Source organism: Pseudarthrobacter sp. WHRI 8279, assembly GCF_040224115.2.
Taxonomy (GTDB): Bacteria; Actinomycetota; Actinomycetes; order Actinomycetales; family Micrococcaceae; genus Arthrobacter.
This window is the reverse complement of record NZ_CP168162.1, coordinates 2,179,151-2,195,448: the sequence shown is the minus strand read 5'-3', so window position 1 is coordinate 2,195,448 and position 16,298 is coordinate 2,179,151. Positions and strand designations below refer to the sequence as shown.

Annotated in this window: 14 protein-coding genes; 5 read left to right on the top strand and 9 right to left on the bottom strand. The window is 67.6% G+C overall.

What is annotated here, in order from left to right; translation table 11 throughout:
• Positions 1-26: 26 nt before the first annotated feature.
• The 3 genes from ABRP28_RS10055 to ABRP28_RS10045 are packed head-to-tail and all read right to left on the bottom strand — an operon-like array spanning position 27 to position 2,402.
• Positions 27-1,250 carry an SRPBCC family protein gene (locus ABRP28_RS10055; RefSeq protein ID WP_350004511.1) on the bottom strand — a complete coding sequence of 408 codons (1,224 nt, stop codon included), beginning with the start codon at positions 1,248-1,250 and terminating at the stop codon, positions 27-29.
• Between the two features lie 30 nt (positions 1,251-1,280).
• Positions 1,281-2,108: a DUF1206 domain-containing protein gene (locus ABRP28_RS10050; RefSeq protein WP_350004512.1), complete on the bottom strand. Its 828-nt coding sequence runs from the start codon at positions 2,106-2,108 to the stop codon at positions 1,281-1,283.
• A 3-nt stretch (positions 2,109-2,111) separates the two neighbouring features.
• Positions 2,112-2,402 carry a hypothetical protein gene (locus ABRP28_RS10045; protein WP_174180091.1) on the bottom strand — a complete coding sequence of 97 codons (291 nt, stop codon included), beginning with the start codon at positions 2,400-2,402 and terminating at the stop codon, positions 2,112-2,114.
• Positions 2,403-2,555: 153 nt separating this feature from the next.
• Between ABRP28_RS10045 and ABRP28_RS10040 the strand changes: the two genes are divergently transcribed.
• Positions 2,556-3,092, top strand: a complete 537-nt coding sequence (locus ABRP28_RS10040) for a hypothetical protein (protein WP_231456266.1) — start codon at positions 2,556-2,558, stop codon at positions 3,090-3,092.
• A gap of 168 nt (positions 3,093-3,260) precedes the next feature.
• Here the strand turns inward: ABRP28_RS10040 and ABRP28_RS10035 are convergent, their stop codons facing one another.
• The 3 genes from ABRP28_RS10035 to ABRP28_RS10025 all read right to left on the bottom strand — a co-directional run bounded on the left by ABRP28_RS10035 (position 3,261) and on the right by ABRP28_RS10025 (position 6,602).
• The gene (locus ABRP28_RS10035; RefSeq protein ID WP_350004515.1) at positions 3,261-4,520 is read right to left on the bottom strand and encodes an AI-2E family transporter; all 1,260 of its coding nucleotides are present in this window, start codon (positions 4,518-4,520) and stop codon (positions 3,261-3,263) included.
• Between the two features lie 118 nt (positions 4,521-4,638).
• On the bottom strand, positions 4,639-5,319 hold the full coding sequence (locus tag ABRP28_RS10030) for a FadR/GntR family transcriptional regulator (protein WP_350004517.1): 681 nt from the start codon (positions 5,317-5,319) through the stop codon (positions 4,639-4,641).
• Positions 5,320-5,324: 5 nt separating this feature from the next.
• On the bottom strand, positions 5,325-6,602 hold the full coding sequence (locus ABRP28_RS10025) for an MFS transporter (RefSeq protein ID WP_350004519.1): 1,278 nt from the start codon (positions 6,600-6,602) through the stop codon (positions 5,325-5,327).
• 145 nt (positions 6,603-6,747) lie between these two features.
• Between ABRP28_RS10025 and ABRP28_RS10020 the strand changes: the two genes are divergently transcribed.
• The gene (locus ABRP28_RS10020) at positions 6,748-8,430 is read left to right on the top strand and encodes a CYTH and CHAD domain-containing protein (RefSeq protein WP_350004520.1); all 1,683 of its coding nucleotides are present in this window, start codon (positions 6,748-6,750) and stop codon (positions 8,428-8,430) included.
• 25 nt (positions 8,431-8,455) lie between these two features.
• Here ABRP28_RS10020 and ABRP28_RS10015 read toward each other — a convergent pair whose 3' ends face one another.
• The gene (locus ABRP28_RS10015; RefSeq protein WP_350004522.1) at positions 8,456-9,892 is read right to left on the bottom strand and encodes a PucR family transcriptional regulator ligand-binding domain-containing protein; all 1,437 of its coding nucleotides are present in this window, start codon (positions 9,890-9,892) and stop codon (positions 8,456-8,458) included.
• A gap of 168 nt (positions 9,893-10,060) precedes the next feature.
• Here ABRP28_RS10015 and ABRP28_RS10010 point away from each other — a divergent pair, with 168 nt between their 5' ends.
• Positions 10,061-11,491 (top strand): gamma-aminobutyraldehyde dehydrogenase, encoded by a 1,431-nt coding sequence (locus ABRP28_RS10010; RefSeq protein WP_350004524.1) that lies wholly within the window; start codon positions 10,061-10,063, stop codon positions 11,489-11,491.
• 42 nt (positions 11,492-11,533) lie between these two features.
• The gene (gene gabT / locus ABRP28_RS10005) at positions 11,534-12,904 is read left to right on the top strand and encodes a 4-aminobutyrate--2-oxoglutarate transaminase (RefSeq protein ID WP_350004525.1); all 1,371 of its coding nucleotides are present in this window, start codon (positions 11,534-11,536) and stop codon (positions 12,902-12,904) included.
• Between the two features lie 84 nt (positions 12,905-12,988).
• On the opposite strand, the gene ABRP28_RS10000 is transcribed toward gabT, so the two are convergent.
• Positions 12,989-14,128 carry a phytase gene (locus ABRP28_RS10000; RefSeq protein WP_350004527.1) on the bottom strand — a complete coding sequence of 380 codons (1,140 nt, stop codon included), beginning with the start codon at positions 14,126-14,128 and terminating at the stop codon, positions 12,989-12,991.
• Entirely contained in the window at positions 14,125-15,156 is a 1,032-nt protein-coding gene (gene rarD, locus ABRP28_RS09995; RefSeq protein ID WP_350004529.1) for an EamA family transporter RarD, read from the bottom strand. The genes ABRP28_RS10000 and rarD overlap by 4 nt, the downstream gene beginning before the upstream one ends.
• Before the next feature lie 105 nt (positions 15,157-15,261).
• On the opposite strand from rarD, the gene ABRP28_RS09990 reads away from it, so the two are divergent.
• On the top strand, positions 15,262-16,260 hold the full coding sequence (locus tag ABRP28_RS09990; RefSeq protein ID WP_350004531.1) for a DNA topoisomerase IB: 999 nt from the start codon (positions 15,262-15,264) through the stop codon (positions 16,258-16,260).
• Positions 16,261-16,298 lie beyond the last annotated feature (38 nt).

The following is a 16,298-nucleotide window of genomic DNA, read 5'->3' as shown; positions in this document are numbered from 1 at the left end:
GGCTTTCCTGCGTTAACCCGGCCGCGCTACTTCCCGGCCCCGCCTGCGGCCATCAGCTCGAGCCGCCGGAGCGTTTCCCGGTTCCGGACAGCGATCAGGGGGTCGCGCAGGAATTTGGGGATCATCTTCCCCGGCCCGCGGACGGCGTCCTCGGAGATGGTGACCCGGCATTGCCCGTCCTGGTCTTCCAGCGTGATCACCACTTTGGCTTCACCCATGGGCCAGCCGCGGGCGGTGACTTCCAGCCGGCGGCCCGGCTCGACGGTTGTCACCTGCGTGCTGTCATCGATCACCAGCGGCCAGCCGCCCACGGAGTGGTGGAGCCGGGCGCCTTCTGCAGGCCATTGGTCGTCCACAGCCCGGATCCGGGAGGTTCCCACCACCCAGCCGGAGTAGAGCCATCCGTCGGCGATGACCCGCCACACGTCGGCGGCGGGGGAGTTGAACAGCTGCGACACGGTGGACATGGTGTTCCTTTCTGTAGCGGCGGGTGCGGCTGAAGCAGGGGCGGAGGTTGCGACGGCGGCTGGTGCGGGCCGCTGCGCCGCCCGGTAGGAGTGTTCCCTCAGCCTGCGGGTCCAGGCGTAAGCCTGGGCTCCGGGCGGCTGGTTCTCCAGGGGATTGAAGCGCAGGGGAGTGTCAGCCGGTGCCGGTTCCGCCCGCAGGCGGAGCTCGCCGCATTCGCGCCAGGGCCCCGCGGGTTTGGCCCAGTAAAAGTTGAGTACCCATTCCCCGGAGGCCAGCGGCCCGGCCGGCAGCTCGCTGGTCCGCAGCCCCAGCAACACCGGCCCTTTCGCGCCCCGGTACGGCATGAGTGTTGTGAAGGCGGCGCTGGCAACGTCCAGTTTCGGCTGGAGCAGGAACCTGCCGGGAAGCCGCCAGCCGGTGGAGGCGAACAGCACGTCCGTGATGCCGCCGGAGGATGGCGTGATGCGGAGGGCCAGGCCCAGGATGTCCGGAAGCTGCTGGGGCAGCCCTACCGATCGCGAGAACCGGGCTTTGACGGAGTCAATGCCCGGAGTATCGAGCCACTCCACCCCGCTGGTTGCCCCGGAACTGCCGGTCCGCGTCAGCCGTCCTGCCAGGCCGATGCCCTCCGGGTGGATGGGCCGGTCCGGCCTGGCCAGCTTCAGCATTCGGAACAGGCCGGCGAAGGCGCGGCCTGCCGTCTCCGTGACGGCGGGGGTCACATCCCCGGGTGCGGCAGGGCCGGCGCCGGGGGTTTGGTCTATGGCTGCGGAATGCTTCATGGTTCCTCCGTACCCCGAAACAGGCTGGAACTACATCCGGCCGAACCGTGACCGGACCAGGGCAAAAAACCCGTAGGCGATGAATCCGGCGCCGATGGCCACCAGCAGGGTTGGTCCGAACGGGTGGTCCCGGAGGGCTTTGAGGCTGCCGTCCAGTCCGGTGGACTCCTCGGCGTTGTGCTTGGCGGCGGCGATCACGAAAAGCAGCCCGGTGAGGAACAGCGCTATCCCTTTGGCGATGTGCCCGGCAACCCCAAGCGTGTCGATCAGCCGGCCGCGCCGGGTGCCGTCAAAGTGGAAGAGCTCCTCCTTGAACCCTCGCCGCACACCCTTGGCCACAAAGTAGATCCCGATCCCGATGATTGTCAGGCCCAGGGCCACCAGCGCCCACAGTCCCGCGGGCGTGGCCATCAAGGAGGCACTGAAATCCCGGGTGCTTTCGCTGGAGTCCCCCCGCATGCCCACGGCGAAGCCCGCGAAGCTGAGCCCCACGCTGGTGTAGGCGATGGCCAGGAAGCCCGAGGAGATGAGCTTGGAGAGCCGCTCCTTCCGCGGCAGCGGGCGGGCCCGCAGGGTCGCCTCGCTCGCCTGCCACAACCCCAGGCCGAAGCACGCCAGCACGCAGGACCACATAACTGCCGTGCCCCAGGGGTTCGCGGCCAGCTGCTCAATGGCGCCCGTGGGTTCCGCCTCGCCGGGCTGCCCGAAGGCCACAGCGATGGCAATGGCGCCGATGATGACGTGCAGCAGGGCCATGACGGCGAAGCCGGCCCGGGCCAGGACATCCAGGGTTTTGGTGTTGGACACCTGCTCGACGGCATCGGCGGCCTGGCTGATGGTGGAATCCCCGTCCGACATCGGTCAGCCGTTCATCGGCCCTTCGGCGCGCAGCTTTTCGGCACCCGGTCCCTCCACGTGCACGGTGCAGCGGACCACAAGCTTGCCCGGTGCATTGTCCAGCTCCACAAGTGAATCGTCCGCACTGAGGACCGTGAACACCTGGGAGTCCGCCACGACGGACACCCCCTTGGCCTTGGCGGTTTCCCGGGCGTTGGCCAGGGCCTCGTCCTGCAGGTTTCCTACGTATGCGTCTTCTTGTTCCCGCGCCGGGTCACCAAATGCCCAGCCGAACAGCGTCCCTGTGTTTCCCATGGCCACGATATTACGCGTTCCGCCCGTTGAAGACGGGCTTTCGTAACATTAGTAAGTGTGCTTACCATGGGCGGACCATGACCTTGATGGGACACGGCAACTGAAGTCCGCAGGCGCGGCATCTTAGGCACCTCAACGATAGGAATGCACACCATGGCAGGAAATCTTATTGCCCGTTCAGTTCACGATCTCACGGCCGCGGCCTGGTTTGGCGGTTCGCTTATGGGCGCCATCGGCCTGAACGGGGCGGCGGCGGAGGCGAAGGACCCGTCCGAGCGGACGCGGCTCTCCAGCGCCGGCTGGATGAAGTGGGCGCCGTTCCAGACGGCAGCGTTCGCCTCCCACCTGGTGGCGGACCTCGCCATCGCCTGGGAGAACAAGGGCCGCATCGCCAAGCAGGAAGGCGTGGCGAGGGACACTGTCATCAAGACCGCGGTCACCGTGGTGGGCGCTGCAGTGACACTGTACTCAGGCATCCTGGGGAAGAAGGTGGAGAAGCTCGCTGCCGAAGGCGCCGAGGGTGCCACGGAACCTCGCCCGGATGCCTCCGACGAGCTGAAGGCCGCCCAGCAGCAGCTGAAGATGCTGCAGTGGGTTATCCCGGCTTTCGCCGGAGCGGTCGTGGTCCTGGGCGCCAAGCACGGCGAGATGCAGCGTCCCAAGAACGTGTTTGCGGGGCTTCGCTCCTAGACGGTCCGGTGCCTGCCTGCAGGCGCCAAGGCGGCAACGCACGACGACGGCCCCGCACCCAGGTGCCGGGCCGTCGTCGTGCGTCCCCTCCCCTTAAAGGAGTTTTTGTCCAGATATGGCGGGTTTCAGGCCTTGGAAGCCTGCAGATCTGGACAAAAACTCCGGAGGTTAGATCGGTTTGGTGCCGGCCGGGGGGAGGTCCGGGTTCATGTCTTCGAGGTGCGGGTCCTCAGCCGTCCAGACCTGGATGATGGCCCAGGTGACGGCCGCCAACGGAACGGACAGGACCGCGCCCACGATGCCCGCCAGGATGGTGCCGGCTGTCAATGCCATCAGGATTACCAGGGCGTGGAGCTGGAGCGATTTGCCCATGACGATCGGCTGCAGGAGGTCGCCTTCGAGCTGGTTGACCGCGATCACCACGGCCACCACGATCAGGGCAACCACCGGGCCGTTCGCCACCAGGGCTACGAGGGCCGCAAGGATGCCGGCCACAGTGGCGCCCACCAGGGGGACGAAAGCGCCAATGAACACAATGATGGCCAACGGAACAGCCAAGGGAACCTGCAGGATGAGCAGCGCGGCCCCGATGGCTACGGTATCCACCAGCGCCACGATCGCGGTGCCGCGGACGTAGCCGCCGAGTACCTCCAGGGTGCGGCTGCCTACCCGGCGCAGCTTCGCCTCGCGGGTGCCGCTGAAGGGGCGGAGGAAGAAGTTCCAGATCTTGGCGCCGTCCTTGAGGAAGAAGAACAGGATCACAATCATCAGGGCGGCCCCGGCAAGGAATTCGGTAACCACCGAGAGCCCGGTGATGGCGCCGGAACGCACCTGGCTGCTGGCGGCAAAGTCAATGATTCCCTGCCGCGCCTGGTCGAGCTGATCCTGGTCGAGCGGAATTGGACCTGTCAGCAGGAACTGCTCCAGCTCGTCCAGGCCTGAGGACGCCTGGGCCGCCAGTTCGCCCCACTGGCTGCGGACCGAGAAGTAGATCACCGTGCCAACCCCGCCGAGGAGCAGCAGCAGCGCGATGAACGCGATGCCTGTGGCCAGTCCGCCGCGCATTCCCCGGCGCCGGAGCATGTTCACGAACGGGCCGATGGCGGCGGCCAGGATCAGCGCAATCAGGATGGGAATCACCAGGAGCTTGATCTGCATCAGCGCGTAGACGGACACCACCGCGACAGTAAGGATCAGCAGTATCTGGGCCGACCTGATGCCCACCCGGCCCAGGCCGTCACCCCACAGCTGGGAGGGGGACTTTATTTCCCTGGGAATCCGGGCCGCCGGACGCGCTTGCGGCGTCCCCGACAAGTCCGTCCCTGACAAGTCCGTCCCGGTTAACTCCGTCCCGGTTGAATCGGTCCCTGCCGGTTGCGAGGGCTCTTTGCCCAGCTCATGCTCGGTCAGGCGTGATGATCGCGCCATGGAAACTCCTCATCGTCAGCGGAGCCCGCCGCGCCGGAATAGACGGCGGACGGGACTACCTTCTTCAGATAGTAAGCCTACTGACCGATTAAGCCCTGACGAAACCCCGGATGCTGCACTATCCTGCCAGCCACTCCGCGCAGGAGTTCAGGTTCCGGTCAACGGTGGCGGCCGCGGCGTCCTCGTCCCCCGCTTCAATGGCGTCCGCCAGGAGGTCGTGGCCTTCGCGGGGTCGGCCGTCGAACCCGGGCCGGCGCTGCTGCTTGAGGAGGTCCTGGTGGAAGGCGCTGCCGAAACTGAGGTACAGCTCGTGCAGCAGGGGATTGCCGGAGGCCTGCGCCACCCGTTCGTGGAACCCCCAGTCCGCCCTGGCCCAGGCCTCGTAGTCTCCGCGGCTCCAGGCCTGGTCGCGGGCGGTGAGCAGCGCACGCAGGGCCGTAACGTCGTCGGCCGTTGCATTGCGGGCCGCCAGGCGGGCAGCCTGGGTGTCCAGGCCCAGCCGGACTTCAAGGATGTGCTGCTCGGTATGGTCCTGGTACATGCGCCGGGCGGCGCCGGAAAGTTCGCTGGTGGCGCGGACATAGGTGCCGTCGCCGCGCCGCACCTCCAGCATTCCGCTATGGGCGAGGGCCTTGATGCCCTCGCGGAGGGTGCCGCGCGAAACCCCCAGGCCGGCCATCAGTTCCGGTTCGGAGGGGATGCGCTGGTGGAGGGGCCATTCGCCGGACTGCACCATGGCGCGCAGTTTGGCAGTGACCTCGTCGGCGAGCGGCGGGCGGGCCGAAGGACTCAGGGCCATGGCTGTTACTTCCTTCCCACGGCGCTGGTCATGGCCTTGCCCGTGATCAGGTGCGCCACCACGATCTGGGCCAGCGCCAGGGCAAGGAGGAGCAGGAGGGGCAGGGTCCAGCCGCCAGTGGCGCTGTGAAGCAGCCCCATTCCGAACGGTCCCGCCGTAGCCAGCAGGTAGCCCGTGGACTGCGCCAGCGTGGACAGGGCCGTGGTCTCGGCCGTGCTCACACCGCTGCGGCTGATCATCACCATCACCAGCGGGAAGATGCCCAGGCCGAACCCCAGCAGCGCCGCCGGGACAGCGGCCAGCCCCACCGGCAGGACAAGCAGCGAAACCAGGCCCGCCACCATGGTGATGCTGACCAGGTAGAACGCGGGCCGCAGCATCCGCGGACGGGAACCGACGGCAATCAGCACCATGCCGGCCGGAACGGAGACAAGCTGCATCAGCCCGAACATCAGTCCGCTGTCCGCCGCGCCCAGTCCCATGGTGGTCAGCATGTACGGGAACCAGCTCAGCAGGGCATAGGCGAGCAGGGCCTGGAGCGTGAAAATCGCGGTGAGGAGCAACCCTTTGCGGGTCCGCAGCAGCGGCCAGGGGGAGATCCGCCCGCCGGCCGCCCGGGGACTGTTCCGGTGCGCATGCAGCGCCACGGGAAGGAATCCCAGGAGCGCCGCCACGGCGGTGATGCCGATGGCGCCGACGGCGGCCGAGGGCGAGCCGAGTGCCTGCGCCAGCGGAACCACCGCGACGGCGGTGACGGTGGCGCCGGTGGTCATGGTCACCGTGTAGACGGCGGTCATCAGGGACGTCCGCTGGGCAAAGTGTTCCCGGATGAAGGAGGGCATGGCCACGTTGCAGACGGCCAGGCCGGACATCCCCAGGACGCTGCCCGCCACCAGCATCCCGGTGGCGGGAATGCCGCGCAGGAGGAGCCCGCCGGCCAGCATGGCCAGGGCCACCAGGATCGCCTTCTCCACGCCGAGCCGCCCCGTCAGCCAGGACGTGCCTGCCCCTGCAAGCGCGAAGCACAGCGTGGGAATGGACGGGATGATGGCAGCCACCAGCGCCCCGTAGCCCAGCACCGCTTGGAGGTCGTGCAGCAGCGCGGACGCTCCGGTGATGCCCGCCCGCAGGTTTAGCCCGATCAGCACCAGAGCAATAACGCCGAACACGACGGCGGAGCGCGGCTTGGCATTCCCCGTTGCCGGGGTGGGGGCCGGGAATGGTGCTGCGGCCGCCGGAGCAGCGGCCGGCGCTTGGGTGGCGGGAGGATTCGGGGCGGACATCCCTCCACTCTAAAGGTTAGACGTTTGATGTCTGTGGTTCTGTGGCCAAGCTCTCCCGGCACCCCGGCCGGGGCAATAGACTGCCAGCGGGAGCCCGGACGCCTTGGTCCGGACCCTGGACGCGCGGATGCGGGAGGGACAGCTTGTGAAGGCTTCGCAGGGACTTGAGATCGAAAAGAAGTACGACGTCGGCAATGACGTCGCCGTGCCCGCGCTGGACAGGCTTCCCGGCGTGGCCAGGGTTGCAGCTCCCCATACCGATGTCCTGGAGGCCGTCTATTTCGACACCGACCGGCACATCCTCGCGTCCCGCCGGATCACCCTTCGCCGGCGGACAGGCGGGACCGACGCAGGCTGGCACCTGAAGCTGCCGCCGCTGGAAGTCGGGGCCACCGCCGCAGAACCCCAGCAGCGGCGGGAATTGCACGCACCGCTGGGGCAGCCCGGCGTGGTGCCGGACAGCCTGCTCGACCACATCCAGGCCTATCTTCGCGGAGAGCCCGTGGCGCCGGTGGTCCGGCTCGAAACCCGGCGCACCACGCACGCCCTTTATGGGGAGGACGGCGTGCACCTGGCGGACCTGGCCGACGACCGGGTGACGGCGGAGCGCCTACACCCGGGAGGGAGGGAAGGCTCCGCCGGGCGGCAGCAGTGGCGTGAGTGGGAACTGGAACTTGTCCATGGCGGGCCCGGGATCTTCCCCCCGGCTGAGGAACTGCTGGTGGAGGCCGGTGCACGACCCGCGGGCCACGCATCCAAGCTGGCGCGCGCGTTGGGCGGTAAAGAGGGCGGCACAGAAGGCGGCGAGCCGGGTAGCCAACCGGGCGGCGTGGCCGGCAGCCCTTCGGCGGACGCCGGCCCGTCCACGGACGGAAGCACCCGGGACGGAAGCATTCAGGCCCAAAGCACCCGGGACGGAAGCACCCCGTACCTTGCCGGCGGCAAGAAAGCGCCCGCGGCAGCCGTCGTCAGCGCGTACCTCGCCGTGCAGATCCAGGAGATCCTGGCCCAGGACCCCAAGGTCCGGCTGGAGGAACCCGAGTCCGTGCACAACATGAGGTCGGCCGTGCGCCGCATCCGTTCCGCGCTCGCGGCCTACCGCAAGCTCTATGCCGCCCGGCCCGTGCGGCATCTGCGGGACGAGCTGAAGTGGCTGGGCCAGTTACTGGGCGGACCCCGGGATGCCGAGGTCCTGCTGGACAGGCTGCGCGGACACCTGGCCGAACTGCCGCCGGGCGAAGGGGTTGACGCCGCCACGGACCTGGTGGAGGGCAAAGTGGGCGGCGCGTTCGATGAAGGGTACCGGCACCTGCAGGAGGCGCTGCGCTCGGACCGCTACTTCCGCCTGCTGGACGAACTGGAAGCCTTCCGGGACACCCCGCCGGTGCGGGCGCAAGCGGTGGCCCGCGGCCGCCGGGTGTCCGCAAAGGCAGTGGACAAGTCGGCCAGGCGCCTGCAGCGCTCGCACAGGGCGGCAACGCGTGCCAGGCGTGGGACGGACCACGAAATCGCCCTCCACCAGGTACGCAAGGATGCCAAGCGGCTCCGCCATGTGGCGGAAACGGCGGCCCTGGTGCGCGGCAAGCGCGCCCGGAAAGTGGCCAAGGCGGCGCAGCGGCAGCAGAAAATCCTGGGCAATTTCCACGACGCAGTGATAGCCCGCGACCTGTTGGGCGCCGTAAGTTCGGACACGGAAATGGCCGCCCCCGAGGCGGCGGCGCTGACCGCGCTGCGCACGCGCCAGGCCGAAGAGATGGGTGCAGCCGAGGCCAAGTACGGCAAAGCCCGCAGGAAATCCCGCGGGCTGCTCCGCCGCGGGGTTCTCTAGGGCCCGGGCAATCCCGGCGCTGGGGTTACTTGCCCTGCCGCGCGCCCAGCCGGGCCACGGCCAGGGCCAGCCAGAGCTGGACGCGGTCCGTGGTGACGGCGGGGTCGTACCCGGTCAGCTCGGTGATCTGCGCCAGCCGGTAGCGGACCGTGTTGCGGTGCAGCGTGAGTTCCTCCGCCACGGCTGCCACCGAGCCGTTGTTGTTGAGGTAGCTCTCCAGGGTGGCCATCAGTTCCGAACCGTGGGCGGCGTCGAAGGTCCGCAGCGGGTTCAGGGATTCATTGGCCATGTCCGCCAGCGGCACGTCCTCGCTGGCCAGCAGCAGCGACGTCAGGCTCAGCCGCTCCGGTTCATTGACGGGCAGGCCGTGGCTGGCGGCGTCCCGGGCCTCGAAGTAGCTCCACCGCAGGCCGTTGGGCTTGGTGTACGCCCCGCCGATGCCGATGGTCGCGTGCAGCCCCGCCTCGGCCAGGTGGTCGCTCAGTTTACGGGCTAGCGCAGGTGCGCCTGCGCCGTCGTCATTTATCACCAGGACCAGGTCCTTCCCCACGACGGCGGCCACCGCGTTCTCCAGCTCGCGCGGCACCGAGGTGCTCACCAGCGCCTTGTTGTGCGCGGCGGAGACAGCCAGCAGCACCACGTTCTTCCGGGTGCTGTTGACGCCCACGCCCGCCAGCCGCCGCTGGGCCTCGCTGGTTTCCAGGGCGCCGTGGATCACGTCCTCGAGGACCTGGCCGCACAGCGCCCGCTGTGCCTGGCGCTGCTTGACCATGTTGTTCAGCTCCACGCTGATCAGGTTCTGGGCGTAGCCGATAATGCCTGAGTCCTCGAAGGGCTGCCGGACCCACAGGGTGCAGGCGTCCCGCCGGCCGGTGGGGACGGGGTAGGAGGACCAGGTATCCGCCGTGGGGGATTCGCTGCTGCTGTTGTAGAGCTGGGCCGTGAACTGGCTCAGGGCAACATCGGTGCGCAGCATGCCCCCCAGGTGCTTGAGGAGTTCGGCAAGCCCGCCCCCGGTGAGCAGTGCCCGTGCCAGCACCTGGTGCCCGGCGATCAGCCGCTCAAGTTTTGCGTAGTGGTCCGCGGACTGGGCATCGGCCACCAGCTTGCCGATGGCGATGAAGGGCGTCTCGTAGGGGACCTCCACCACGGGCAGCCCCCAGCGGTTGGCTTCCGCCAGCAGGGCCGGGGGGACCGTCTCGTGGGAGAGCCCCACGCCGAAGCCGATCCCCACGGCGCCGGCCCGCTGCACCTGCCGGACAAAGCGCCGCTGCTCCGGTGCGGACCGCAGCCGCAGGCCCGTGGTGAGGATCAGTTCGCCGCCGTTGATGAAGCGGTGGGGATCCTCCAGTTCGGTCACTGCCACCCAGTTGATGTCCTGGTGCCAGGTGGTTTCCGCGAGCCCGGCTTTGGTCAGCTTCAGGGAGTTCACACCCAGGAGGGCGGCAAGGGAAATGGCCATGGATCAAGGATAAAGGGGTGCTGGGCAACCGCACTAAACAGGCTCAGGAAGGGTGTGCAGGTGGCTATTCACTGGGCAGGGGTGCTGGCATAGGCTCAAGGCAGTTCCATCCCTCCGCCCTGAACTCCGCCCGGGCGCGGACGGCCCCTACGAAAGAGGTTGCACACCGTGGTCCAAACCTTGCAGAACTTCATCAACGGAAAGTTCGTCACTCCTGCCGGCACCGCCCTGCTGGACATTGTGAACCCCACCAACGGCGAGGTTGTGGCGCAGTCGCCCGTCTCGGTGCAGGCCGATGTGGATGCTGCCATGACCGCGGCGAAGGACGCCTTCAAGACCTGGAAGCACGTCACCCCGGGCCAGCGCCAGCTCATGCTCCTCAAGCTCGCTGACGCCGTCGAGGCCAACAGCGATGAACTCGTGGAGGCACAGCACCGCAACACCGGCCAAGTGCGTTCCCTGATCGCGTCGGAGGAAGTGGCTGCCGGCGCCGACCAGCTCCGCTTCTTTGCCGGTGCCGCCCGCATCCTTGAAGGCAAGTCCGCCGGTGAATACTTCGAGGGGCACACCTCCTATGTCCGCCGCGAGCCTATCGGCGTCGTGGCGCAGGTGGCACCCTGGAACTACCCGTTCCTGATGGCCATCTGGAAGATCGGCCCCGCTCTGGCCGCCGGCAACACCGTGGTGCTGAAGCCCTCGGACACCACGCCGGAATCCACCCTGGTCCTGGCCCGCCTGGCCGGCGAGATCTTCCCGGCCGGCGTACTGAACGTGGTGCTGGGCACCGGCGAGACCGGCGCCATGATGGTGGACCACAAGGTCCCCGGCCTGGTGTCCATCACCGGCTCCGTCCGCGCCGGCATCGCCGTAGCCTCGGGTGCGGCCAAGGGCCTCAAGCGTGCGCACCTGGAGCTTGGCGGCAAGGCACCGGCGATTGTCTTCAAGGACGCCGACATCAAGAAGAGTGCAGCGGCGATTGCCGAGTTCGCGTTCTTCAACGCGGGGCAGGACTGCACGGCCATCACGCGGGTGCTGGTGGAGGACTCCGTGCACGACGACGTCGTGGCCGCCATGGTGGAGCACACCAGGACCCTGCGCACGGGCTCACAGAACGACGAGGACAACTATTTCGGCCCGCTCAACAACGTCAACCACTTCAACGCCGTCAGCTCGGTGGTGGAAAACCTGCCGGACAACTGCAAGATTGTCACTGGCGGCCACCGCGCAGGGGAGAAGGGCTACTTCTTCGAGCCCACCATCGTTACCGGCGCCAGGCAGACCGACGACATTGTCCAGAAGGAAACCTTTGGACCCGTTATCACGGTGCAGAAGTTCAGCACCGAGGAAGAGGCTGTTGAGCTGGCGAACGACGTGGACTACGCCCTCGCCTCAAGCGTCTGGACGTCCAACCACGGAACGGCCATGCGGCTCAGCCGGGACCTCGATTTCGGTGCCGTCTGGATCAACACCCACATCCTGCTCACCGCCGAAATGCCCCACGGCGGTTTCAAGCAGTCCGGCTACGGCAAGGACCTCTCCATGTACGGCGTGGAGGACTACACGCGGATCAAGCACGTCATGTCCGCACTCGACTCTTAATCCCCACCGCACCAACCCCAGGCTTCAAAGAAAGGCCTTCCCATGACCACCACAGCATCAGATATCACCTTCCGCCTGGAGCAGAAGCGCCGGGTCCAGGCTGACTTCCCCGGCCCCAAGTCCGTAGCCCTGACCGAGCGCCGCAAGGCAGTCGTCGCTGCCGGCGTCGCCTCCAGCGTCCCCGTCTACGTTGCGGACGCCGACGGCGGGATCATCCACGACGTCGATGGCAACTCCTTCATCGACCTCGGCTCGGGCATCGCCGTGACGAGCGTCGGCGCGTCCGATCCCGCCGTCGTCGGTGCCGTCAAGGAAGCCGTGGAGCACTTCACCCACACCTGCTTCATGGTGACCCCCTACGAAGGCTACGTGGCCGTGGCCGAGCAGCTGAACCGCCTCACCCCGGGCGACCACGAGAAGCGCACCGTCCTCTTCAACTCCGGCGCCGAGGCCGTGGAGAACGCCGTCAAGGTGGCCCGCCTCGCCACCGGACGCGACGCCGTCGTGGCCTTCGACCACGCCTACCACGGCCGGACCAACCTCACCATGGCGCTCACCGCGAAGGCCATGCCGTACAAGACCAACTTCGGCCCGTTCGCGCCCGAGGTCTACCGCATGCCCATGAGCTACCCCTACCGCGAGGAAAACCCGGAGATCACCGGTGCCGAGGCCGCCAAGCGCGCCATCACCATGATCGAAAAGCAGATCGGCGGGGACCAGGTTGCCGCGATCATCATCGAACCCATCCAGGGCGAGGGCGGCTTCATTGTCCCGGCCGAGGGCTTCCTCCCTGCACTGGCCGCATGGGCCAAGGACAAGGGCATCGTCTTCATCGCTGACGAGGTCCAGTCCGGCTTCTGCCGCACCGGTGAATGGTTCGCCGTCAACCATGAAGGTGTTGTCCCGGACATCCTGACCATGGCCAAGGGCATCGCCGGCGGCATGCCGCTGTCCGCCATCACCGGCCGGGCAGACCTGCTGGATGCGGTCCACCCGGGCGGCCTGGGCGGCACCTACGGCGGCAACCCGGTTGCCTGCGCCGCTGCCCTTGCCTCCATCGGATCCATGGAGGAGTACAACCTCAACGGGCGTGCCCGCCACATTGAGGAACTTGCCACCGGCCGGCTCCGCGAGCTCCAGGCCGAGCTGGCCGGTGCCGGGACTGCCGTGATCGGGGATATCCGCGGCCGCGGCGCCATGCTGGCCATTGAACTGGTCCAGGACGGCTCCAAGGAACCCAACCCGGAACTGACCAAGGCCGTTGCCGCTGCCTGCCTGAAGGAAGGCGTCATCATCCTGACCTGCGGAACCTACGGCAACGTGATCCGCCTGCTGCCGCCGCTGGTCATCACCGATGACCTGCTCAACGATGGCCTGGACGTCCTGGCGGCTGCCATCAGGGCCAACGCGTAACACCCCGCAGAGAGCCAGCGCCCCCTCGCAACGGCGCAACAAACCCCAGGCCCCGGAAGCAACGCTTCCGGGGCCTGGGGTTTGTTACTCCAAAACTGATGCAAGCGGAATGTACTTCAGGTTGGACGTTGCCCCGCCCTTGTTCTCTTCGTCGTGGACCACCAGGAGTCCTTGCTCAAACTGCGGCCCGGCGTTCAGAGCTGTCACGTCCAGGCCGTCGGTTCCGGACACGCCGTCGATATTCCCGTTCCCGCCCACCGCGAACTTCCTGATGAAGGCGTTGTCGCCGGAGCGGTCATAGACGGCGATGGTGGAGTCTCCCTGGCTGGACACGAACAAATGGCCTGAGCCGCCGGGGCCGTAGGTGATGCCCATTCCCTCCACGTCCGCCACAAGGCGCCCTGCGCCGGTTTTGTCCATGGCGGCCCGTTCCGTTCCGGCATCGGGTTCTGCGTTGTACTTCCACACGCCGACGTCCTCCTGTGCAACATAGAGGTGCCCCAGTTCGTCGTCCGCGACGCAGCCTTCCGTGATGCTGCCGATGGGAAGCTCCCTGACAAGCTCCGCCTCCACCCGGCCTTCGCCGTCGTCAACCAGCTCGAACTGTTGGATGGCCCCTTCCTCGTTCGGGGTGACAAAGGCGTAGAACTTGCCGCTGGCGCTGCTGCGGTACATGCAGAAGCCGTAGTTGGGTGCGAACGTCTTGATGCTGCCCGCGGCCACGGGGGCGAGGGTCCTGGTCCTGGGGTCCAGGGTCCACAGGGCAAGGGTGTCATCCGTCCGGTTGTTGCCGCCCACCAGTACGGCCGGCTTGCCGGACAGCGGGAACCCCGTCCTCAGGTCCACGTTGCCGATCTTTCCGTCCGGGCGGAACTGGACCAGTTTCCCGTCCATCCCAAAGACGCCGATGCCCCCGCCTTTGTCCGCCTTGTTGCCCGCGATCACCACGCTGTTGGCCGGGTTGGCAGGGTCCACCCAGATGGCAGCGTCGTCCGCCACGTCGCCGGATCCCGAAAAGCTGGACGTCTCCACCGCGGGTCCCTTGGCCGCCGGTGCCGATGTGGTGGGCAAGGACGGTTCAGGGCTGGCAGGTCCGGGCACCTGGTCCCCGGCCGGGAGGTTTGTGACCAGCACCAGCGCCCCCAGGACAGCAAGCGCAAGGAAGGCGGCGAGGGCGATACGGATGCGGGCACGCCTGGTGTTTCCCGGGAAAGGTGATGTCATGTGCCCCGCTTTGCGCGTTTGGCCACCGAGTTCCTGCGCGCCGTCCCCAGCATGTCCACGGTGAGGACAACAAGGGCCAGCCACACCACGCCGAACCCGATCCAGCGTTCCACGGTCATCGCTTCCCTGAACACCACGAGGGCAAGGATGAACTGCAGGACGGGAGCACAGTACTGGAGCAGGCCGATGGTGGTCATGGGCAGCCTGCGGGCCGAAGCGCCGAAGAACAGCAGCGGAACCGCGGTGATCACCCCGGACGCCACCAGGAGCCAGAAATGGCCCGGACCCTGCGTGGTGAGGGTATCGGTTCCGGTCGCGGCCAGGAAGATCATGGTGGCAGCGGCGAACGGGGCCAGCACCATGGTTTCCACACTGAGGCTCGTGACCGCGTCCACCCTGGGCCCCACCCGCTTCTTGACGAAGCCGTACAGGCCAAAGCTGAACGCCAGGGTGAGGGCGATCCAGGGGAGCTTGCCGTAGGAGTAGGTCAGGACGCCTACCGCAACAAACCCGATGCCGACGGCGGCCCACTGCAGCGGCCGCAGCTTCTCCTTCAGGACAAACACGCCCAGCAGCACGGACACCAGCGGGTTGATGAAGTAGCCAAGGGATGCTTCAACGGCCTGCCCGGTGGTGACTCCATAGGTGTAGGTGAGCCAGTTGACCGCGATCAGCAAGGCAGCCAGAGCCAGGGAGCCGAACACGGCGCGGTTGCGGAGCGCCCGGGCCAGGGCGGACCAGGCTCGGGTGACCGTAATGAGGAGTGCACAGAACAGCAGCGACCACACCACCCGGTTGGCCACGATTTCGACGGCGCCGGCCGGCATGAGCACAAAGAAGTACAGGGGGAGCAGCCCCCACAGCCCGTACGCGGCGATGCCAAAGAGGACTCCCGCCGTCGTCTCCTTGTCTACCGCTTTGGGGCCCCCTGCCTTGGGCCCCGCTGCCGGGGAAGAGACTGCGGAGGAACCGGCGGCAGCCGGGGCGGTAAGGGGGGAGGATCCGTGGGGAGAGGGCACGAAACCCATAACACCACCTCCGGGGCAGGTATTCCAGCGGGCAGGACATGCAATCCGGGAAATAGTCAGTAGGCTTGCTTTCATGACATTCGCGAAGCGGCCGGGCACGGCCCTGTGAGGCTCCGTCGCAGCAACGCCTCGGGCCGGGGCTACCGCCGTGTGGCCGCCGGCACGGGCTTCAGCTACCGCGACCTTGATGGTTCAACCCTGCCACCCGGCCCCATCCGGGACAGGCTGGAGAGCATTGGCATTCCCCCTGCCTGGACAGACGTCTGGATTGCCCCGTTCGAGAACGGGCACATCCAGGCAACCGGGCTGGACGCCGTAGGCCGGCGGCAGTACATCTACCATCCGGAATGGCGCCAACGGAAGGACCGGGTCAAGTTCGACCGTGCCCTGCAGCTGGCCGAGTCACTGCCCGCCGCACGGCGCCGGGTCACCATGGACCTGCGCGGGGAAGGGTTCACGCGGGATCGCGTCCTGGCCGGCGCCTTCCGGATGCTGGACAGCGGGTCGCTGAGGGTGGGGTCCGAACGGTACACGAACGAAAACGGCAGCCACGGGCTTGCAACCTTGCTGTGCGCCCACGTGCAGGTGCGCAAGGACCGGATCCACCTGAGGTTTCCGGCCAAGAGCGGCAAGGACTGGGAATCGGAAATCCGCGACGCCGACCTCGCCGCCCTGCTGCGCCAGCTCAAACGCCGCGGCGGGAATGCCAGGCTCCTGGCGTACAAGGAGGGCCGGCGCTGGCGTCCCGTCACCAGCGCGGACATCAACGCCTACGTGAAGGAGCGGACCGGCTCCGACTTCACGGCCAAGGACTTCCGGACCCTGCGCGGAACCGCGGCTGCTGCCGCCAGCCTGGCCCGGACCGGCCCGCAGCGGACTGCCGCCAAACGCAAGCGCGCCATCAGCCGGGCCATGATGGATGCCTCCGATGTGCTGGGCAACACCCCGTCCATCGCACGCAAGAGCTACGTGGACCCGCGCGTGCTGGACCATTACCACGAAGGCGAAACCATCGACCCCAAACGGCCGGACTCAGCCGAAGCCGAGCTGCGGGCGCTGCTGTACCGGGAGGGCGACGTGGTTCCGCTGGCGAAGAGCGGCTGAGGCCTAGAATAGGGGACTGTGCGCTACCTGTACGGCGC